Annotated in this window: 21 protein-coding genes; 9 read left to right on the forward strand and 12 right to left on the reverse strand. The window is 62.7% G+C overall.

Annotation, left to right across the window (positions count from 1 at the left end):
• Positions 1-199 precede the first annotated feature (199 nt).
• The 4 genes from SA339_04490 to SA339_04505 all read right to left on the reverse strand — a co-directional run bounded on the left by SA339_04490 (position 200) and on the right by SA339_04505 (position 4,008).
• Positions 200-646, reverse strand: a complete 447-nt coding sequence (locus SA339_04490; GenBank protein MDW5562465.1) for a hypothetical protein — start codon at positions 644-646, stop codon at positions 200-202.
• Between the two features lie 186 nt (positions 647-832).
• Positions 833-2,059, reverse strand: a complete 1,227-nt coding sequence (locus SA339_04495; protein ID MDW5562466.1) for a SufD family Fe-S cluster assembly protein — start codon at positions 2,057-2,059, stop codon at positions 833-835.
• A complete protein-coding gene (locus SA339_04500; protein ID MDW5562467.1) occupies positions 2,035-2,784 on the reverse strand; it encodes an ABC transporter ATP-binding protein in 750 nt (249 codons plus the stop codon). The genes SA339_04495 and SA339_04500 overlap by 25 nt, the downstream gene beginning before the upstream one ends.
• Before the next feature lie 102 nt (positions 2,785-2,886).
• Positions 2,887-4,008 carry an acyltransferase gene (locus SA339_04505; GenBank protein MDW5562468.1) on the reverse strand — a complete coding sequence of 374 codons (1,122 nt, stop codon included), beginning with the start codon at positions 4,006-4,008 and terminating at the stop codon, positions 2,887-2,889.
• Positions 4,009-4,091: 83 nt separating this feature from the next.
• Here SA339_04505 and SA339_04510 point away from each other — a divergent pair, with 83 nt between their 5' ends.
• A complete protein-coding gene (locus SA339_04510; GenBank protein MDW5562469.1) occupies positions 4,092-4,820 on the forward strand; it encodes a metal-dependent hydrolase in 729 nt (242 codons plus the stop codon).
• A 169-nt stretch (positions 4,821-4,989) separates the two neighbouring features.
• On the opposite strand, the gene SA339_04515 is transcribed toward SA339_04510, so the two are convergent.
• Entirely contained in the window at positions 4,990-5,151 is a 162-nt protein-coding gene (locus tag SA339_04515) for a hypothetical protein (GenBank protein ID MDW5562470.1), read from the reverse strand.
• Positions 5,151-6,596 (reverse strand): MFS transporter, encoded by a 1,446-nt coding sequence (locus SA339_04520; protein ID MDW5562471.1) that lies wholly within the window; start codon positions 6,594-6,596, stop codon positions 5,151-5,153. The genes SA339_04515 and SA339_04520 overlap by 1 nt, the downstream gene beginning before the upstream one ends.
• Before the next feature lie 256 nt (positions 6,597-6,852).
• On the opposite strand from SA339_04520, the gene SA339_04525 reads away from it, so the two are divergent.
• Positions 6,853-7,890: an FAD-dependent oxidoreductase gene (locus SA339_04525; GenBank protein MDW5562472.1), complete on the forward strand. Its 1,038-nt coding sequence runs from the start codon at positions 6,853-6,855 to the stop codon at positions 7,888-7,890.
• Here SA339_04525 and SA339_04530 read toward each other — a convergent pair.
• The 5 genes from SA339_04530 to cfbA are packed head-to-tail and all read right to left on the reverse strand — an operon-like array spanning position 7,881 to position 12,805.
• Positions 7,881-9,254, reverse strand: coding sequence for a cobyrinate a,c-diamide synthase (locus SA339_04530; protein MDW5562473.1), 1,374 nt, complete (start codon positions 9,252-9,254; stop codon positions 7,881-7,883). The two genes, SA339_04525 and SA339_04530, sit on opposite strands and share 10 nt — an antisense overlap.
• Entirely contained in the window at positions 9,251-10,030 is a 780-nt protein-coding gene (locus SA339_04535; protein ID MDW5562474.1) for a nitrogenase iron protein NifH, read from the reverse strand. Before SA339_04535 ends, SA339_04530 begins: the two co-directional genes overlap by 4 nt.
• A complete protein-coding gene (cfbD, locus tag SA339_04540; protein ID MDW5562475.1) occupies positions 10,027-11,112 on the reverse strand; it encodes a Ni-sirohydrochlorin a,c-diamide reductive cyclase catalytic subunit in 1,086 nt (361 codons plus the stop codon). The genes SA339_04535 and cfbD overlap by 4 nt, the downstream gene beginning before the upstream one ends.
• The gene (cfbE, locus tag SA339_04545) at positions 11,109-12,404 is read right to left on the reverse strand and encodes a coenzyme F430 synthase (GenBank protein MDW5562476.1); all 1,296 of its coding nucleotides are present in this window, start codon (positions 12,402-12,404) and stop codon (positions 11,109-11,111) included. The genes cfbD and cfbE overlap by 4 nt, the downstream gene beginning before the upstream one ends.
• Positions 12,405-12,406: 2 nt before the next feature.
• The gene (gene cfbA, locus SA339_04550) at positions 12,407-12,805 is read right to left on the reverse strand and encodes a sirohydrochlorin nickelochelatase (protein MDW5562477.1); all 399 of its coding nucleotides are present in this window, start codon (positions 12,803-12,805) and stop codon (positions 12,407-12,409) included.
• Between the two features lie 198 nt (positions 12,806-13,003).
• Between cfbA and SA339_04555 the strand changes: the two genes are divergently transcribed.
• The 7 genes from SA339_04555 to SA339_04585 are packed head-to-tail and all read left to right on the forward strand — an operon-like array spanning position 13,004 to position 19,509.
• Entirely contained in the window at positions 13,004-13,612 is a 609-nt protein-coding gene (locus SA339_04555; protein ID MDW5562478.1) for an NAD(P)-dependent oxidoreductase, read from the forward strand.
• A complete protein-coding gene (hemA, locus tag SA339_04560; protein ID MDW5562479.1) occupies positions 13,613-14,890 on the forward strand; it encodes a glutamyl-tRNA reductase in 1,278 nt (425 codons plus the stop codon).
• A gap of 16 nt (positions 14,891-14,906) precedes the next feature.
• Positions 14,907-15,848 (forward strand): porphobilinogen synthase, encoded by a 942-nt coding sequence (gene hemB, locus SA339_04565; protein ID MDW5562480.1) that lies wholly within the window; start codon positions 14,907-14,909, stop codon positions 15,846-15,848.
• The gene (gene hemL, locus SA339_04570) at positions 15,845-17,119 is read left to right on the forward strand and encodes a glutamate-1-semialdehyde 2,1-aminomutase (GenBank protein ID MDW5562481.1); all 1,275 of its coding nucleotides are present in this window, start codon (positions 15,845-15,847) and stop codon (positions 17,117-17,119) included. The genes hemB and hemL overlap by 4 nt, the downstream gene beginning before the upstream one ends.
• Positions 17,116-18,006: a hydroxymethylbilane synthase gene (gene hemC, locus SA339_04575; protein ID MDW5562482.1), complete on the forward strand. Its 891-nt coding sequence runs from the start codon at positions 17,116-17,118 to the stop codon at positions 18,004-18,006. Before hemL ends, hemC begins: the two co-directional genes overlap by 4 nt.
• Positions 17,993-18,739 carry a uroporphyrinogen-III C-methyltransferase gene (gene cobA / locus SA339_04580; GenBank protein MDW5562483.1) on the forward strand — a complete coding sequence of 249 codons (747 nt, stop codon included), beginning with the start codon at positions 17,993-17,995 and terminating at the stop codon, positions 18,737-18,739. The genes hemC and cobA overlap by 14 nt, the downstream gene beginning before the upstream one ends.
• A gap of 11 nt (positions 18,740-18,750) precedes the next feature.
• Entirely contained in the window at positions 18,751-19,509 is a 759-nt protein-coding gene (locus SA339_04585) for a uroporphyrinogen-III synthase (protein ID MDW5562484.1), read from the forward strand.
• 70 nt (positions 19,510-19,579) lie between these two features.
• Here the strand turns inward: SA339_04585 and SA339_04590 are convergent, their stop codons facing one another.
• Positions 19,580-20,932 (reverse strand): cobyrinate a,c-diamide synthase, encoded by a 1,353-nt coding sequence (locus SA339_04590; GenBank protein ID MDW5562485.1) that lies wholly within the window; start codon positions 20,930-20,932, stop codon positions 19,580-19,582.
• Position 20,933 lies beyond the last annotated feature (1 nt).

The following is a 20,933-nucleotide window of genomic DNA, read 5'->3' on the forward strand; positions in this document are numbered from 1 at the left end:
CTCGGCTAGGACACCCCTTAGGAATATAATAGCTTTACTAATTTATAAGAATCATCATTAAACGATCGACCCGCCGTGTGGATATGGACCATGTGAATGGACTGCTGGCCGAATCCGAGGGGCGTACATAAAGAAAGAGGAGTTTACCACGCCGGGCCTCGGGAACCACGGCGTGGAAAAGCTTCGATGATGGTCGTTTTCACTTGGTCGCCAGGCCTTCGGCCTCGGCGCTGGATACGATCTCGTTGGATATCGCAGTGGAGCATACTTCCCGTACCACGCTCATGGTCTGGCCGTTCTTCCACACGATGCTGATCTCGATAAGCCCATTGGACACGTCGACCCCGAAGGTCTTCATGGACGAGCTGTACATCGATGCCTTGCCCCGGGTCGAGGTGCGAACCTTCCCGGTCTCAGCGAGTAGCCCGATGCCCGCCATCTTCTCCACCAGCTTGTAGCAGGTGGCCAAGGGTATCGCGGTCACGGTCGAGATCTCGCGAACGGTCAGGTCACGCCTGGCGGTCGCCGCCATGATGATCAGTACCGAGTTGTCTACCAACGACTCGGCCAGTTCTTCCCGGTGAGCATTTGCAGTCCTTATTGCCTCAAGGATGCAAAGTTCCTCCTGGTCTGCTGAAATTCTCATTACAGAGTGCCTCCGTACTGAGTATTCCGGAAGTATAGATGCCTTATTAATCTTTTTACCGGCATATTCGTATTCCACACAAATTATGTGCCGGCCAGATTGACTATGCGGACTGATATTAATGTCCCCTGACCGACCTTTTGCTGATAATTCTATAATAATATAAAGATTTGGGGCCAGAGCGGTCTAGCCTTTGGCCAGCTCGCTCTGGGCTATGGTCTGGTCGATCTCCGCCTTAAGCTCCTCCGGAATGTTCCGGATGCCGACCTCTAGGAACCCGCGGACGATCATGCCCACCGCCTCCTCCTCGGTCAGACCGCGGGACATGATGTACTCCACCTGGTCCCGGGCGATCTTGCCCAGCGAAGCCTCATGGGTCATCTCCACGTCCGGCACCCGGGCCTCCAGCTCAGGTATGGCGATGTTCGCACCCTTGTTCCCCAGGATGAGGCCGCGGCACTCCAGATGGGCCTTGATATCCGGGGCTTCGCCGACCAGCCGGCCGCGGTTGATCACCGTGCCGCCGGTGGTGATTGATCGGGAGATGATCTCGGCCTTGGACCCCGGAGCGCTGAGGATGGCCCGGGAACCCAGGTCCAGCTCCGCGCCCGGTTGGGCGACAGCCACGGTATTGAAGTGGGCGACGGCCCCCCTGCCGACCAGCTTGGCGGTGGGATAGGTCTGCACGCTGCGGACCTTCTTGAGAATGACATAGTTATTCACGTACGACCCGCCTTCCTCCACTACGATCCCGGTGCGAGGCCGCACCCCCACCTGCTCGGCCCAGTTGTGTATCATCGTAAAGGTGAGCTTCCCACCTTTATGGACATAGAACTCCGAGATGCCCATGTGGATCGCCCGCTCGACATGGGGACTGGTGGCGCATCCGGTGACGACCTCGAGGGAAGCGCCCTCCTCCACGATGATGATGTTGTGGATGGTCTGGGCGGTGTTCTCGTGGCCCACCATCAGGCAGGTCTGTACCGGCAGCTTGACCTTCTGCCCCGGCAGCGCCCGAATGAAGTAGCCCGGAGCATCGGCGAGGTAGGTGCTAGCAGTATACTTATCGGCGTCGGGCTGCACCGCCTGCCAGGAATAATCCTTGAGCCAATCGTGCTTCTTCAGAGCCTCGCGGGTGTCCATCAGCTCGAACCCCTTTCCCAGGGTGGAGGAAGCGATCACCGAGTTGTCGAGGATGACGAAGCTGCCCTCCCGCCCCTGCTCCGAAGGGACGACCCCGGAGCGTAGGAGGGTGTCCTGCAGCTCGTCAGGAAGCTTCACCAGGCTGGATTCCAGAGGTATATCGTTGGCGCCCTCCCTGAACTTACTGAGATCGAAATCCTCCCCGAAGCTGGCTTTCTTCTGCAGGGCGCTTTCCGCACGCTTCTTCAGTTCATCCTTACTAGCCGACATTTGACACACTCCTCGTAGCCCTTCGCGCGGATTTCCCTCAACAGCTCCCTCGGATTGCCAGCGCAGGAGATGGTGCCGTTGCACAGCACGTACCCGCGGTCTGCCTCCATGTAGTCTAAAATCTGCCCGGTGTGGGTGATGACCAGGGCGCTCTTGCCCTCACGCTCCCGCCTCCCGGCGCAGGTGATGCCGCCGGCGATCAGATCATGGATCATCTTACCGACCTTCTCGATGCTCTCCAGGTCGACTCCCGACTCCGGCTCGTCCAGGAGATACATGCAGGGATTCTGCGCTGCCAGCTGGAGCAGCTCGGAGCGCTTGATCTCGCCGCCGGAGAACCCCACGTTGACATCCCGGTCCAGGAACCTGTCCATCCCCAGGGTGCCGGCCAGGGCGTTGGGGTCCACTTTCCCGTGACCGGTGACACGAAGCATGGTCTTCAGCTGCACTCCAACCAGGTTCGGGGGGCGCTGGGACATCAGCCCAATACCGAGCTTGGCCCGCTCGTGAATGGGCATGTCCGTGATGTCCTTACCGTCCAGGACTATCTGGCCGCTGACTACCTTGTAGTTGCCCAATCCCATGATGGTAGAGAGGAGGGTCGATTTGCCCGAGCCGTTGGGCCCGAACAGCACGCTGGTGGAGCCGGACATGACCGAGAGGTTTATGTCCTTCAGCACGCGGCGGTTGCCCACCTCGACAGTGAGGTTCTTGATCTCTAACATGGTCCTCCCGCCCTTAGAACCAAATCGTTGATAATAACCCTTTCATAGCTTCGAACGGAAGAACCGAACCTCCTGGAGGCTAAATAGCCGTCTTAACAGTGTTCAATCCGTCGCCCTCCACCATCGCAGCCTCTGGCGTCCCCCGCCCTTGGTCCGGACCCCGGAGACCTTCGTGCCGTACGGGAACAGGTCGATGATGAATAATATGGCCACGCTGACGACGATGGCCCCCACGTACATCAGGAGGTAGAATCCTACGTCGGAGGCGAACAGGCCGACGGCCCACAGGCGGTTCACCACGATCGCGAGCGCTAGGATATGCACCATATAGATCCCGAACGAGTATCGTCCCAGGACCTCGAAGAGCGAAGAGATCATCCCTTGCCTGGAGGCCAGCACGGCCGAGGCCCGGTATACCAGGGAGGAAGCGAGGATGGCGTACGGTACGACGACCATGGCCCACAAGAAGGACCCTTTTCCCATGAGCCCCATGCCTATGGGCATGGCCAGGACGATGACGGCCATAGGCAGGCGGCCGATCCCGTTGATGCTCCGGAGGCCGGTCCCGGGGGTGCGAGCGAGGTACATGCCCAGGGCGAAGAACAGGAGGTATCCCGGGAACAGCAGCTCGGCCAGTCGGCCTCCGGCGTTGTCGGTGGGCAGGGAGAGGGCGTTGACCGAGTCGGTGGTGGCACCGAGCAGGACAGCCCACCACGCCACGTACAATATGCCGGCGTACACCGGCAGCTTCCAGGCCTTGCGGGCGACGATCAGTCGATCCAGCCAAATCGAAAGGAAGGGGAACAGGAGGTACATCTGGATCATCGCCCCGAGAAACCAGAAGACCCCAGTGGTGTCGAACAGTAGGTAGGACCATGCCGCCTGGAACAGGTCGGTCTGACCCATGATAAGGTAGTTGTAGAGCAGGTAGACGGTGGAGAAGAAGATGTATGGGGGCACTACCGTCAACAGGCGGCGGCGGTAGAAGGTGCCTCGATCCTTGGGCTCCAGAGGCCGAAGTGCCAGGATATAGCCGGAGATGATGAAGAAGAGGGGAACGGCAAAGTCGCTCAGGTGAGCAATGTACTCGGCGGCCGGGGGGATCATGCTCTGTCCGGTGATGGCTTCAGAATAGCTGACGGCGTGGATGGCCACCACGCCCAGTATGGCGAACGCCCGCATGTAATTTAATTCCTTAATCCACCCTTTGCCCGGATCGGCCATAGCTCGTCAGATAGGTTTCGGTCAAGGTAGAATATAAAAATTGGCGTGGTCAATTATTTTTAGGACGACCATCATGCACGGCCGTGCTCGTCTTCTGTCATCTGCTCATCGGCACGATGCTGGGCCTGCTCCTATATCGCTCTATGGGCGACAGGAGGGTGGTCCTGGCGGCCGCGTTGGGCGCCATACTGCCTGACATCATCGACAAGCCCCTCGGTCATCTCCTACTGCAGAGCACTCTCGATTCCGGACGCATCTTTGCCCACTCCCTCCTGTTCCTGGGGATGATCACTCTGGTCGGGGTGGTGGCCTGGAGGTCCAAGTTGACTCCTCTGGTCCTCGTCCTGGCCGTGGGGGTCGCCAGCCATCTGGTGCTGGACACCATGTGGGACAATCCGGTCACCTTGCTGTGGCCCGCGCTCGGCCCATTCCAACCGTACCACTATCCAGGCTACTTCGAGAACTCATTCGTCACCGAGATCACCTCCCCCCTGGAATGGCTCTTCGGGGCATCGTTCCTCATCATCATCACCGCACTGTACCACGACAAGCTTGGCTCCTGGGAGGGTCTGGTGGAGCGCGTGCGGGCCATCCGCCTGCCCCTGTTCGCCCTGCTGGCGGTAGTAGGAGGGCTCAGTATCGTGGCGCTGCTATTTTCTCCCGTGGACGCCGTGGACCTCCCGCCCAAGTTAATGGCGGGGGCCTGTGCCATCGTGGGCGGCGGGTTTCTCTTCATCAGGGAGAAACGGGGGGAGCTGTTGGAGGCGCCGGAGGAAGGGAGCGATAGGGCGTCCCCCTCCGGGTCGCGGTGATCGGTCGGTTCGAAGGTCGATCGCCATGGAAAGCCACGGCTAGGGTATGTGTGAGCCTAAGAACAGGGCGCATCCTCCGAGGACGCGACGGGGTGCTGTTTCAGTAGGCCGGGTCGCCGGTGGCCTATGCCTCCGTCAAGCGGAAGGACCAAAGGTCGCGGGCCTTAGCTTAGTCTGATGGGGGAAGGAGGACAAATTCCACGAACCTTCGTGGCTCGGGATCGTCGTAGAGCCTGCCGATAACGACGCTGACGATGAACAGAGGGATCGCCAACAGGACGGCAGCCACTCCCAACAGGGATAAGCTCTGCAATGCGGTCGGTAACTTCATCAGTACCTCCTGGAGGACAGAGGGGAGTTGGGGGTCAGACCGTCCTCGGTCCGGCTCCGTCGATAGCGCGCGGCAGTGGCCTCGACCAGCCCGACGGAAGCATCATAGATGCCCTTCCTGAGGTGGCTGGCGGAGCACCCCTTCCTTATCTCACAGAGGAGCTCCTTCACTACTACGCGCTCTTGCACTTCGCCGTCCTCCTTTATTAGGGTAAGCCTGTGCAAGGAGAAAAAACCTAGCATAGCGGCGGCGAGGAAGAAGTACTCCCAATTCGGAACGTACATGGCAATGATCCCGCCCAGGAGGGGAGCGATGCCCGTAGCCAGCGCTGCGAACAGCGAGGATGAGGCCAGGTAGGCGGTGGCCTCCCCGCTGGGGGCCAGCTTGAGGCTGATGTTGCCGGAGACCAGGCCCACCCCAGAGGTGGCCATACCCATCATCACTTCCGCCACCACGACCAGCAGGACGATGATGGAGGTCGAGTGGAAGAGCACCGTGGAGGCCCACAGCAGGAAGCACCCGATGAGGATGGGACCGGACACGCGCAGCACTGACTTGTTGGAGTAGCGGTCGGAGAGGTTGCCCCACATCTTGAAGAAGGCGAGGCTTGAGATTTGACCGATGACCGTGAACACCATTACCGACGAAGTGTCCATGCCCAGGCTGGTGAGCATGTACACGCTCAGGAACGGCAGCGCGAGGTTGATGGCGAAGCTCCAGGAGGTAAGGAACACTATCAGGTTCTTGAAGTTGGGGTCCTCGAAGGGCTTTCTGAGGAGGGTCCCAAACTTGGGCATATTCCCGGCGCTCGTCATTTCCGGCTCGGGAATGGTAGATATGCATAGCACGCCGATGAGGCCGACCACGAACCCGCCGATGAACAGGATGGAGTATCCCTCGATGGCCATGGACGGGAAGGCGTTGCCCCACCAGGTGAGGAAGAAGCCCGCGAACAGACCCATCGGTATGCTGGAAGCGGTGGCCAGCAGCATGCGCTTGGAGAAGAACTTCCCCAGGTGGCGGGTTGGGAGAAGGTCGTGCATCCAGGAGTTCCAGCTGCACCCGCCGATGGAGCCGAGGATGGAGTTGGGCACCAAAGCTACGAGCACCAGCGGGAGAGCGATCTCGAAGGGGACGACCATGGGGATGATGGCGATCACGAGCCAGAAGGCCCGGCTGAGGGCTGCGGCCGTGATGGTTATGGATCGGCGGACGCGAACCCTCTCAATGAGGTAGATCGTTGGCAACTGGATGATGTTCGCAAGGGCGGGTATCATCGCCAACAACCCGATCACCAGCTCAGAAGCTCCCAGAGAGAGGGCGAAGGCGGTGAGGAAGGTGCTGCTCGTCAACGTGGACATGACCGAGGTGGCCACTCCATCGTTGATGACGCCGCGGAAGCCTCTGCAGACCTCCGTCTCCGTAAGACTGTTCGTGCATCCCATCTGAAATCACTAGGACCGAAGTCCCATTCTACGCGACTAGAAGGACGTTATAAACCGGTTAGCACGTGGTTATCATCATCGATACTACTAGGCGGGAAAGCATCCCCGAACGAGATGCAACTGGATGACTGGCCTTCCTGGGCAAGGGTCTCTCCTGCCGATCCCTTAGGGGCCCTCCGGAGAAGGGTGATTATCACCGGCGACGACATTCCTGCGGTGCAAAAGATTGATGAAATCCGCCGGCGTTAGAGGCCTCGTGAGCCGGGAAGGAGCCAAGTCGAGGGCGCGGGGAAAGGTACTGATCATCGGCGGAGGGATCGCCGGGATGTCGGCCTCCTTGGCCCTTTCGTCCCTGGGTCATGAGGTATCCCTCGTGGAACGAAGCCCGTGCCTCGGGGGTCGGGCATCCAGACTCCATCTGCTCTTCCCGGATCGCCGTCCGTCCTGGCCGATCGTACATCAACTTGTCGATCGGGTCGAAGGGGACGGTGGCATAGGGACCTTCCTTTCCCGGGAGGTTACCTCCTGGGAGCCTCGGGAAGGGAAGCACGCCGTCGAGCTGGACGACGGGCAGCGTATCGAGGCCGATGCGGTGGTGCTTGCCACTGGGCTGGAGTGCGTTCCTGCGGCGCTCGTGCCCGAGTTCGGGCACGGCCTCAAGAAAGGGGTCCTGACGACCATGGAGCTCGAGGAGCGCCTGGCTCTGGGCAAAGATCCGGCTGATGGGGAGCTGAGAGCAGCGGTCTTCGTGCAGTGCGTGGGGTCTCGGACCGAACGGCGGGGGGTCCCCTACTGCAGCGCCCTGTGCTGCGCCAGCTCCATCAAGAACGCCCTCGCTTTGAAGAAGGGGAACCCGGAAGCGGAGGTCACCGTCCTGTACATCGACATCCGCACCGCAGGGGTGGGGCAGGAGGCCCTATATCGGGAGGCCAGGCGGACCGGTGTGCGTTTTATCAGAGGCCAACCGTCGCTGGTGATGGAGAGGGATGGCCGCCTGGTGGTGTGCGGAGAGAACACCCTGCTCCGGGAACTTTACGAGATCCCTGCCGACCTGGTCATCCTCGCCACCGGCGTCAGGCAGTCTGCCTCCAACCTCCTGATGATGGATGAGGTGGGGATTGCCCAGGGGGTCACTGGATTCCCCACGGCCGACGGTTCGCGCACCTCCGTGGCCGGCGTCTTCCTTGCCGGCTCGGCCAAGGGCCCGATGGATCTGCCGACGGCAGTGCAAGACGCCAAGGGTTGCGCGCTGGACGTCCACGCTTACCTGGGGCGCATGGCAGGTCAGGTCTGAAGGCCGCTTTCGGGCCGCTCACCGGCGGCTCGGACCAGGGAGGGCCCCCAGGAGAGGTTGGCCAGGGCATGCTGGTGCATATATGTGCCCATCGACCGCCTCACCATTATGCCATCCATGGCCCCGCCTATCCCGGTGCCCCTGAGAACAGCGAAGCCGTAGGGGCCTGGTGGCAGTGGCTCCAGGCGAGAGTAGTGGAACTCGTGCGCCCTGATCTCCATCCCAGGAAAGAGGAAGTTGTCCTCCGTTCCCTTGGCCCTCACATACGCCAGCCCCTGCCGGTCTCGGGTGAGGGTGGCCTGGGCATCGAAAATACCGGCCATGTCGTGCATCTCTCCGAAAGCGTTGATGGACCGGCACATCGCCATCATGCCTCCGCATTCCCCGTAGACCAATCCTCCCTCCGCGGATAGCTGCTTCGCCCCCTCGCGGAAGTCCGAGTTCGCCTCCAGGGCTGCGGCGTGGACCTCTGGATACCCACCCCCCATGTACAGGGCATCGCAGTCCGGGAGCCGCTCGCCGTCGGTCGGCCGAAAGGTCACCACCCTGGCCCCGGCTGCGGCCAGGGCCTCGATGTTCTCCTGGTAGTAGAAGCAGAATGAGCGGTCCCGGGGCACAGCAAAGGTGACCCCCCGGTCCTCCCGGACCTCGAACGGCGGTGTGGTCTCAGCTTCCAGATGAGGGGCGCTTCGCGCGATCTCCTCCAGTCGGTCGAGGTCGACGTCGGCGACCAGCTCCTCCAGCTGGGCCATGAGCTTTCCGGCATCCCCCGCCTCGTCCATCGTTATCAGGCCCAGGTGCCTCTCTGGCAGACGCTCCCGTTGCCGCTCGATGGTCCCCAGGACCTCCGTCCCCGTCAGCGACTCCACCGCCTCCACGGCCTTTTGGCGGTGGCGGTCCCCGCTGACGTTGTTAAGGATGACGCCCGCAATGTCGACCTCGGGGTCGAGCATCTTGAACCCCAGCACATGCGCCGCGGCGCTTTTGGCCAGGCTGCGGGCGTTGACCACGAGTACGACGGGGGCGCGGATGAACTTGGCGATCTCTGCAGTGGATCCGGTATCGCCGGTGGCGGTCAGCCCGTCGTACAGGCCGCGGACGCCTTCGACCACGGCGAGGTCCGCGTCCTTGGATGACCATCCAAAAAGGTGGACCAACTTGTCGCGGTCCATGAAGAACGAGTCCAGGTTCCGGGACGGTCGGCCGGTGGCCGCGGCGTGGTACATCGGGTCGATGAAGTCCGGGCCGACCTTGTATCCCTGGACCCGACGCCGGTGGGACAGGCGGGACATCAGGCCGGTGGCGATAACCGTCTTGCCGACCCCGCTGCCCGCTCCGGCGATGACCACGCGCGGCGGGGTCATCGGGTCTCCCGCAGCAGGACGCGGATGTCTTCCGGTTCCATGGGCGTCGGCACGGCCATGGCTCGGTTCTCTAGGATGGAGCGGCCCAGATGTCGGTAAGCATCGGCCTGTGAATCGTTCGGGGCGCCCTCAATCACCGTCATCCCCCGATTCTCACAATCCCGGACCACCGCACTACGGGGGACGAACCCTATGAGCTGGGAGCCGATGCGGCGGGCGAACTCGGCGACCGCTGCCCTCTCGTTCTCCACCTCACGGGAGTTGCAGATGATGCCCCCCAGCGCCACGCCGAGGTTGGCGAGCCCTCGGGCGATGTTGTTGGCCGCATACAGCGCGAGGTACTCCCCGCTGGTGACGATGTACACCTCGTTGGCGTACTTCTCCCGGAGGGGAGCGGCGAAGCCGCCGCACACCACGTCCCCCGGAACGTCATAAATCAGGACGTCATCCTCCTCCCGGAAGTGGTCCCGCCCCAGCTTCTGGACGGCCACAATGATCCCCCGGCCGGCACAGCCCACCCCCGCCAGGGGACCACCGGTCTCGACGCAGTTGATCCCTTTGAATCCCTGGAAGACGACTTCCTCGTCACCCACCTTCATCTGCTCCAGGAAGGTCGGTATCTTCCGACCATGGAGCAGGGTCATGCTCCCGTCGGACTTGGGGTCGCAGCCGATATACCACGTCCGCAGCCCCGATTCCGCGAAGTAGGCGGCGAGGTTGGCGGACACCGTGGACTTGCCGATGCCCCCTTTACCATATATGGCCATCTGTCTCATGCCAGCCCCCCATCCACGATCTCCCTGATGGTGTTGCCCAGCTCGCAGTAGAGCACCTTGTCGGTGCTCATGACCTCGGCATGGGTATTGATCTCCCCCACTGAACGGAGGTAGCCCTGGTTGATGTAGTTGCGTAGCTCCCTGGGCTGGTCGGTGACCAGGATGTCCTCGGCGCGCAGACCGGGCACCGCATGGGGGAGACCGGCCACGATGCGAAGATCGGCACGGCAGCCTTCCAGCGCCCGGGAGGCGGGCTCTCCGGCCACAGGATACTCGTCCAGGCCGCCGGTCAGTATGGACGGCCTCGCTCCCGCCTCATCCAGATCCCTCAGGATATTGGTGGCGTACCTTCTTATCCTCGGCAGGCCGACCTCGGGGTCCAGGTTGCCGATGTAAACGGTCTCCCCGCCGACCTTTTCTCTTGCATATTGGACGGCACGCATGATGTCCGCGAAACCGTAGGCGGTCTCCTTCTTGGCATTAAGGGCCACGGCGACCCTGCCGCCCTGGCGCAGCACCCTGACCACCTCCATTCCTACCGCCAGCTTAGTGGCTCCGGGATGAGGTTCAAGGTATTCCTGGCTCGTCAGCCCCCTCTCCCGCTCGATGGCGGTTGCCCGGGTCAGCATGTTCTTCTGCCTATCCCGTTCCTTCTCCGATATCACGCCTTTCTCGGCCGCCACTTCCAGCGTTCTTATCGCTCCGGAGGTGTTGGGACCGGAGCAACCATGCACGTCGACCGGAAGAACGGTGGCTTTTACCCCGGCCTTCTTGACCGCCCCATCGAGATTCTCTCCGATGATCATCGAGGCGCAGGTGCCCACCACGCCGATGATGCGGGGGTGGAAGCGATCGTCGATGTTCTTCAGGATGCGGACCAGCTTTTCCTCTGCTCCGAAGATGAGGTCGTTCTCCTGCATCCCGGTGGTCATTACCCTGACGCCCGCCTCTTCCAGCCGGCGGGCGGCCATGAAGCCGCACCCGGCCGGGCCGTGCATAAGGATGACATCGACGTCGAGGTCCCTCAGGGTATACATGGCGGCGATGATCGGGTTCGGGCGGGGGTGCAGGACGTCCTTCACAGGTACCCCTCCTTGATGCAGTGCACCAGGACATCGTGCTTTCCCCGGACGTCCATAGGTCCGTCGATGCGCAGATACCCCGAGGCCTCCCGGCCCAGGCCTGGCATGTTTATGATGTACTGCCCCTTCACCGCGGGGTGGCAGGACAGCACCCTGTGCACGTCATCGATGTCAAGCTTCTCGCATACCTTCAGGTTCACCGGGTCCAGGGCGATCCCGATGTCCATTTGGCCATAGTTACGTTCGAGCACGCCGATGTTCCAGTCGATCGAGCCCGCGCTGACGCCGGGGTTGCGCTCCCGGATCAGGTATTTGCCGCCCTCCCGGGCGACATCCCCCCGGCCGGGGACGCCCTTGAATGTTGCCAGCGAGCTCACCGCCCGTTCCATGTCCGAGCCCAGTGCGCCGGCCGCGGCCAGACCGGCGGTGAGAGCGGTGGTATAGCTGGGGGCGAGGAAGGTGCCGGGCAGGCGCACATCGTACATTTCGCCCTTCCAGTGCACCGTCAGCGGGGCACCCTTGCCCAATGCCAGCTTCTGGGGGAGCGCAATCTCGAGGTCTCCTCCCAAGCCAAAGGTGATCAAGGGGGTACCCTTGGGAACGTGCGGTTCCCATAGGGCTCTCTCCTTCTCCGGGCAGACCAGCACCTTGGCGGTACGGGCCATCTGGACCTTGCCGTCGAAGGCCCTTCGCGTCCCGGCGGCGATGGGATAATCATCGTCCAGGCCAGTGATGACCGATACGTCGGCCAGACCGGTGCCGCCCAGGCTTACCTCGAACACACCGACGTCGCACGGCGGATGGTCCTTGGAGATGGAGAGGACCGAGGGCGGGGCAATGCTCACCTTATCCATCAATGTCCTCCACTCACCATCGGCGAACAGATGCCGCCCTCTACTGGTGTGCAGGAGCACACTTTTCCCAGACCGCCCCAGGACGTGGGCTAGGACATGGCAGGCGGAGGTCTTACCCCTGACTCCGGTGAACTCGACCACCGGAAGATCGAAGGACGCAAGTTCTCCGACCGCCTGGTGGGCGGTGATGCGCCGGTCCAGCATCGCCTGGCCGATGAAACGGTCGGGACAGTGGATCGGCACGACCCCTAGGTCGAAGCTCTCCGGAGGTGCCACTTCCAGGACGCGCACTCCCTCGGCGGCCAAGGTCTCTTTCTTTTCCGCCGATGCGGTATGATAGACATCCACGGCAGTTACACTATCGCCCATGGATGCGAACTCCCGTGCCAGTACCTCACCGCCGTGGGTGAGGTCCAGCACCAGGACCCTTCGGTTCATACCTATGCCTGCTTCATCCGGGACCTGACCCTGTCGGCCAGGATCTGGGCGATGCGGTCATCGTTACCGATGGGATCGCAGTAGCGGAGGGTGATGTTCTTACCGTCCACTACCATCTTGGTCTCCCGCTCTCCCTTCTTCAGGCCGATCTCTCCCGGGATATCCTCGGTGAGGTGGATGCCCGATGCCAGGAAGCATGGCTGGACGTAGATCATGTCCACGCCCTGGTCGACCAGGGTCTTGATCCCGGTCTTGATGTCCGGCTGATTGAGCTGCATGAACGCCGCGGTCACCGGACCGAAATCGTCCAGTTTGGCCAACTTGGTCGCCGCGTTGACAACCAGGTCCTTGTTGAACTGCAGCTTGCTTCCGTGTCCTACGACTAATACTCCGTTCTTCATGTTCGAAATCCCCTATGTCACTAACCGCCGAGGCGGTTGTGCCGGTATTAGGCCCACCCTTAATTAACCTTTTTTCAAGTCCCGACCAACGTGCCAGAAAATTGGGCCTTTGGCTGGATTGCAGTTGGATGATACATCCAATTAAATAGGATTACTATTATCTCTCCTACGAGGATACCCTCCTGACAAGGGGATCAAATGCAACCGCTATGGGTCGATCTGAGTAGCCGTAAGGTTGTCGTCTTCGGCGGGGGAGAGGTGGGCCGGAGGAAGGCCAACTATCTCGCCTCGGAGGCCGAGGTAATCGTCGTGGCACGTGAGTTTGTCGATGGCTTCCATCCTTCCATCGTCCTCCGTTCCGGCACCGTGGAGGATAATCTTACCAACATGGTCGGCTGGGCCGACCTGGTGATCGCCGCAACGAACGACAAGGGGACGAACGATGTCATCGCCGCGGAGGCCGCCTTGCGGGGCAGGCTCTGCAATCGGGCCGACGGTCTGTCCACCTTCCTGATACCGTCAGTGGTGGAGCGTGAGAACTACAAGGTTGCCGTATCCACCGAGGGACGGAGTCCGGGGATGTCCAAGTACCTCCGTCTGGAGCTGGATAGGCTGCTGGACCGGCGGTACGACCTCATGGTGGTCCTGCAGCAGGAGCTGAGGGAAGCGGCCAAGGAGAGAGTGCCCTCGCAGCTCGAGCGGGAGCGGCGGCTGTGGAAGGTGCTTGAGGACAAGGAGGTCTGGAAGGCCCTGGAGAACGATCCGGGGAAGGCCCGGGAGAGGGCAATGAGCATCGTGGTGAGCTGAATGGACTCCATACTGAGCGCGCACATCACCCACAAGCAGGCCCGCATGGCCGACATCGAGAAGCTGGGAGAATTGGACCCGTCCAGGTTGATGAGGGCGGCCATTTCGTTGCCTGGAGTCAACGAATGCATCGCCTTGCGGACCTGTAATCGGGTGGAGATCTACCTTGCCACCGAAGACATCAACGCCTCCAGGAAGGGTCTGGAGGACCTCGTTAATGGCCTGGTGCCGTTCGACATCGACCAGAACCTGGTGCAGTACCTCTCGGGCAGGGACTCGGTGAAGCACATCCTGCGGGTCGCCAGCGGGCTGGAGTCGATGATCATCGGGGAGGACCAGATCCAGTCCCAGGTCAAGGAGGCGTACGAGCGCGCCGAGCGCGAGGGTACCGTCGGTCCGATGCTTTCCATCGTCTTCCGCAAGGCCATCTCCGTGGGCAAGAAGGTCCGGACCGAGACCCGGCTCAACAAGGGCTGTGTCTCCATCGGCACCGCCGCGGTCGAGCTGGCCGAGGAGAAGCTGGGCACTCTGAAAGGGAAGAACATTCTGGTGGTCGGCGCCGGAGAGATGGCCACCCTCGTCGCCAAGCACCTGGTGGGCAAGGAGCCGATGACGGTGTTCGTATCCAACCGCACCTACTCCCGGGCGGTCGAGCTGGCATGGGTCCTCAACGGGAAGGCGGTGCGGTTCGACAATTTCGTGGAGTTCATATCCCAGGCTGACGTCGTTCTCGTGGCCACATCGGCGACGCACATGGTGCTGACCAGGAGCCACATGGAGAAGGCGATGGCTTCCCGGACGCTGGAAAGCGAGATAATTGTCATCGACGTCAGCTTCCCCCGCAACGTGGAAGCGGAGGTCGCCGAGTTGCCCGGCGTGGAATATTTCGATATCGACGGCCTGCGCGGCAAGGCGGAGGAGAACCTCCTGAAGCGTCGCGCCGAGATCCGCAGCGCGGAGAAGATAATCACATCGGAGCTGGAGTCCGTCGGGGCGCATATCAAGGAGATGAGGGCCAACGAGCTCCTGGGGCGCCTGTATGGCAAGTATGCCGAGATGAAGGAACGGGAGGTCCGCAAGGCCTTGAACCGCTTATCGTCGGGCAAGGAACCGGCCGACGCGGTCCTTCAGGACCTCGCCGATGTGATGACCAAGAAGTTCCTGGCTGACCCCACCAAGGTGCTGAAGGAAGCCTTCCGGGAGGGGGATGAGGAGATAATCGAGATAATCGAGGGCATTTTCAGATTGGACGGTGTAATTAATGTTTCCAGCAAGTAGAGGCCGAAGGCTTCGCATGAGGCCTGCCCTTAGGGACCTTGTCAGGGAGAACGAGCTGTCGGTCAAGGACCTCGTGTATCCGATGTTCGTCAACGAAACCCTCAGCGCCCCCAAGGGGATCGCCTCCATGCCTGGCATCAGCGCTTTCCCGCTTGGCGACATCGGCAGGGAGGCGAAGGCGGCGAGCGACGCGGGCATCCCTGCAGTCCTGCTGTTCGGTATACCACGCATCAAGGACGCCCGGGGGAGCGGTGCATGGGCTGAGGATGGTATCACACAGAGGGCCATCCGCGAGATCAAGACGTCGTCCGACGTCCTGGTCATCGCCGACCTGTGCCTGTGCGAGTACACCGATCACGGCCACTGCGGCGTGGTGCACGGCGATGTGGTGGACAACGACTCGACCCTTGAGCTGTACGGCCTCACCGCCATAAGCCAGGCCGAGGCCGGGGCGGACGTCATCGCGCCCTCGGGCATGATGGATGGTCAGGTGAAGGTGATCCGAGAATCGCTAGATGAGGCTGGCTTCGAGGACGTGCCCGTCATGTCATACGCCGCCAAGTACGCCTCGGCGTTCTACGGCCCGTTCCGTGATGCGGCGGAGAGCGCCCCCCGGTCAGGGGATCGGAGAACGCACCAGATGGACCCTGCTAACTCCAGGGAGGCCATCAGGGAGATGCGCCAGGACGTGGAGGAGGGCGCCGACATCCTCATGGTCAAGCCCGCGCTCCCGTATCTGGACATTGTCCGCGAGGCCCGCTCTACCTTCGATCTGCCCATCGCCGCTTATAACGTGAGCGGGGAGTACTCAATGATAAAGGCGGCTGCAGCCAACGGCTGGTTGGACCACAACCGGGCGATGATGGAGGCGCTCCTTTCGATCAAGCGGGCAGGGGCGGACATGATCATCACCTACTTCGCCAGGGAGGCCGCCGCGCTGCTGGAGGGTAAGCCATGAGCGAGCGGTCCAGGCAAATGTATGAGAGAGCGAGATACCTGATGCCCGGAGGGGTCTCCTCCCCGGTGCGCGCGTTCCGGCCTTATCCCCGCTATATCGCCTCGGCGAAGGGCTCCCACATCACCGACGTCGACGGCAGGGAGTACATAGATCACTGCATGGCCTTCGGCCCCCTGATCCTCGGTCATGCCCACCCGGTGGTCGTTGCGGCCTTGAAGGAACAGGCCGAGAGAGGGACTCTCTACGGCGCACCGATCGAGGCCGAGATTGAGTTCGCCGAAACGATCACCAAGAACTTCCCATCCATGGAGATGCTGCGCATCGTGAGCAGCGGGACCGAGGCGACCATGCACGCCCTTCGGCTGGCCAGGGGATACACCGGGCGGAAGAAGGTCCTCAAGTTCGAGGGATGCTTCCACGGTGCCCACGACGCCGTCCTGGTGAAGGCCGGCTCCGGCGCCACGACCCACAGCGCCCCCAATTCCCTCGGGGTGCTGGAGGAGGTGGCCTCGAACACCCTGCTGGCGCCTTACAATGATCTGGCTTCGGCCCAGCGGGTGCTTAAGGCCAACCGGGGGGAGGTAGCGGCGATCATCGTCGAGCCGGTCATGGGCAACGTCGGTCCGGTGCTGCCCCACGAGGGGTACCTCCAGGGCCTCCGGGAGCTGGCCACCGAGCACGGCTCGCTGCTCATATTCGACGAGGTCATCACCGGCTTCCGGCTGAGCATGGGCGGGGCCCAACGCCTATATGGCGTCACCCCGGACATGACCACCCTGGGCAAGATCGCCGGGGGAGGGATGCCCATCGGGGCGTTCGGGGCATCGGAGGAGATCATGAGCATGGTGTCGCCGGTGGGGAAAGTCTACCAGGCCGGCACATTCTCCGGCAACCCCATGTCCCTGGCCGCCGGGCTGGCGACCATCAGGGAGCTGGAGCGCCAGGGCCATGAGGCCCTCGACCGAAAGGGGGCCGCCCTTCGCGATGGGCTGAGGGATGCGCTCTCCGACAGCAAGGTCCCCCACCAGGTGGCGGGAATAGGTTCGATGTTCCAGCTGTTCCTCTCACCCGAGCCGGTGAAGAATTACCAGGATGCCCTGCGCGCCGACACCGCGCTGTTCGACCGTATGTTCCTCCGGCTGCTGGAAAACGGCGTCTACCTGGCGCCATCGCAGTTCGAGACGAACTTCCTGTCCACGGCGCACAGCGACGAGGACGTGCGGCGGGTGGTCGATGCCATCGCCGAGGCCCTCACGGAGGTCTCCTCATGATCATCGGCACCCGCGGGAGCGCCCTCGCTCTCGCCCAGACCACCATGGTGGTCTGGGAGCTGGGGAGGTGCAGCCCGGAGGTCGACATCGAGGTCCGGGAGATCAAGACCATCGGGGACAGGGTCACCGACCGTCCCCTGGCCTCCCTCGGCGGTTATGGAGCGTTCACTAAAGAGCTTGATCAGCGCATCGTCTCGGGGGAGATCGACGCGGCGGTCAACAGCCTCAAAGACATGCCCGTCGACCTCACCCCCGGAACCGAGCTGGCAGCGGTCCTGCCGCGGGGCCCGGTGGAGGACATCCTCCTTTCGAGATACCCGCTCGAGGACCTGCCCAAGGGGGCGGTGGTCGGCTCGTCCAGCGTGCGCCGCCGTTCCATGCTGCTGTGGAAGAGGCCTGACCTTGAGGTCAGGGACCTGCGCGGCAACGTCCCAACAAGGATCAGGAAGTGGAAGGACGGGGAGTACGACGCCATCGTGCTGGCCCGGGCGGGCTTGTCCCGCCTGGGGATCGAAGAGCGGGGCTTTACCCTGGACCCCGAGGTATTCATTCCCGCGGTCGGTCAGGGGGCCATCGCCGTCGTGTGCGCCGCGGGCAGCCAACATCTCCCCATCCTTCGTCGGCTGGACGATGAGAGGACGAGAACGGAGGTGGAGGCCGAGCGTTTTGTCCTGCGGGCTCTCGGCGGCGGCTGCTCGGTGCCCATCGGGGTGTGGGCTTCGAAGCAGGGCAACGCCCTTCGCGTCCGGGGCTCGGTGGTCTCCGAGGCCCCGCCGGAAAGGGCGTTCGTCGACCGGACGATTCCGCTGGATAACCTGAAGGAAGGTCTGACAGCGATAGCCGAGATCCTGGGTCCAGTGGTCGGGGGGTGCGATGTTGGCCGGTGAGGTGTACCTCGTGGGCGCGGGGCCGGGAGACCTCGGGCTGATCACCGTCCGGGGCATGGATCTGGTGAGGTCGGCGGACGTGATCGTCTACGATCAGCTGGCCAACCCTGACCTGCTGTCTCAGGCGCGGCCCGGAGCCAAGCTCATCGATGTCGGGAAGCAGGGCGGCCACCACAAGGTGAAGCAGGAAGGTATCAACCGCATCATCGTCGAGGAGGCCCAGCAGGGCCGCAGGGTCATCCGTCTGAAGGGCGGAGACCCATTCATGTTCGGGCGGGGAGGGGAGGAAGCCGAGGAGCTCCGGAAGGCCGGTGTCGCCGTGCACGTGGTCCCTGGAGTCACCTCAGCCATCGCCGCCCCGGCCATGGCCGGGATCCCGGTCACCCATCGCGATCATGCGCCTCTCGTCACCTTCGTCACCGGCCACGAGCGCGATGACCGGCCGGATGAGAGAATCAACTGGGCCGCGCTGGCGCGGACGGGAGGGACCATCGTGATCCTCATGGGCATGGCTAACCTGGACCAGAACATGGCCCGGCTGGTCGCCGAGGGCATGGACCCCTCGACTCCGGTGGCGGTGGTACACCGGGGATCCACCCCGTCCCAGAAGGTGGTGCTTTCCAACCTTGAAAGCATCGCCGAAGAGTGCCGCCGCCAGGACATCGGCGCCCCGGCGGTGGTCGTGGTCGGCGGAGTCGCCAATCTCGGTGAGGTCCTGGGTGATCTCCGATGAGGCTGGCGGTCATGAGGCCGAAGGACAAGTTGGAGGAATCCATCCTCGCGGCCCGGGAGATGGGCTTCGAGGTCGTGGCCGCCTCTCCCCTCCGGATCGAACCGAACGACGGGCCAGAGTTCGATGCTTTCCTGACCTCGGCGAGGGACGGCAAGGTGGACGTCGTCGTGCTGACAAGCTCCACCGGGGTGGACGCTCTGGTCAAGATGATGTCGAGGCGGGGAGAGAACGTGGCATCGCTTCTCTCATCTTCCTTCCGCATCGCCATCGGCCCCCTCACCGCCAAGGCCATGGCGGCCAGGGGCATCGCGGCGGATGTCATTCCTGATGAGTACTCGTCCGAAGGGATCATCCGGCAGATGGCCAAGGACCTGGCGTACAAGCGGGTCTTTCTCCTGCGCTCGGCGCACGGCGAGCGGATCCTCTTCGACGGCCTGGTCCAGGCTGGTGCCGAGGTCACCGAAGTGATCCTCTACGATCTGGTGGCCGATCCCAAGAGCGCGGAGGTTCGTTACCTGGTGGAGGAAAGCATGGCAGGGCGGGTGGACGCTTTCGCTTTCTCCTCATCGCTATCGGCTGCCGCGTTCATCGAGGCGGCGGAGGGGATCGCCTCCCGCCACGAAGTGATAGGAATGCTCAACTCCCGACTAGTGGGAGCCATGGGGGGACCGACGAGGAAGCGGCTGGAGCAGATGGGGGTGCGCGTCCAGGCGGTGCCGACCAACGCCACCTTCCGGGACCTCGTGGCGGAGCTCAGGACCAAGTCCTGATGATCGGTCCGGCGACGATGCGGCTTAACCCATCTCGGATTCGGCGATCGGTCGCTGAACTATCGTCTGTTCAGCCTTCCCTCAGACAGGAGCGGGCCAACCCCCTGGCGAACTCAAGATTGCTCCCGAAATGTAGGTGGAGGTACGAGGCCAGGGCGTTCCCTTTCACCAGGCCGTCCTTCGGCCCGTCAATGCCCTTGCTCCTCGAAAGCTCGTAGCAGAAGCTTCGCTCCCCATGGCTGGCGACGCGGGAATAATGGAACACATGGCCTCTCGTGACCCCGCCGGCGGGGGAGAGGACGCAATCGTCGACGCATCTTGCCTCGACATATCCCAAGGCCTGGAGCTTGGAGGTCATCTCCACCTTGGCATCGAACACCCCTGCCATCTCCCTCTCTGCGCCGTCCAACCCCCGGACCGTTCGGCAGAGGTACATCAGGCCGCCGCACTCTGCGTAGACCGGGGCGCCCTCCTCGACCCTCCTTGCTAGCGATCCGATGGCCGTAGCATTGGAAGCGAGCCCGTCAAGATGTAACTCGGGGTAACCTCCTCCGAAGTAATAGCCGTCGGCGTCGGGCAGGTCCCCGTGCAGCGGGGAGAACTCGACCACGCTGGCTCCCAACGATCGCATGATGTCCAGGTTGTCCTCGTAGTAAAAGTTGAAAGCTTCGTCCCTGGCCACCGCAAGGCGGAAATCGCCCATGCGTTCAAGGCACGGTCTCTTTTCTTCGATCCAGCCGGGGGCCTCCGAGGCGATGCGCCACAACTGGTCCAGGTCCAAGTGAGCCTCGACCATCTCCCTTATGCCGTCATACCTGCAGCTGTTGTCCGTCTCCTTCGCCGGTACCAGTCCCAGATGTCTGCTCTCCAGCTGGATGTCCTTGTTCTTCGGTATCCCGCCCAGGCTCACCAACCCCAGGCCTTGGATGGCGTCCTCAAGCATGCCGAGGTGCCTCGTCCCGCCGACCCGGTTGAAGATGACCCCCCTAAGGTCGACCGCCGGATCGAAGGTCTTGAATCCCTTGGCCACCGCTCCGACGCTCCGGGCGGTGGAGGCAGCATCGAGGACCAGGATGACCGGGCAGCCGAGCCTTTTGGCCAGGTGAGCGGAGCTGCCCTCCTCCGAACGGCCGTCCAGGCCGTCGTACAGCCCCATCGCCCCCTCGATCACGCTGATGTCGGCGCCGTCGGACGCCGCCTGGAATGCCGTGGGGACCCAACCCGAAAACATCCAGGTGTCGAGGTTCCTCGAGATGCGGTCCCCGACCTCGTTATGGTGCATGGGGTCCAGGAAGTCCGGCCCAGTCTTGAATGGCTGTACCTCCAGCCCCCGCGCCCTCAGGGCGGCGAGGATGCCCACGGTGATGGTCGACTTTCCCGTTCCGCTCCTCTCCCCGGCGATCAGGACCCTTGGGCGTAACATT

The sequence above is a fragment of the Methanomassiliicoccus sp. genome (assembly GCA_033485155.1).
GTDB lineage: Archaea > Thermoplasmatota > Thermoplasmata > Methanomassiliicoccales > Methanomassiliicoccaceae > UBA6.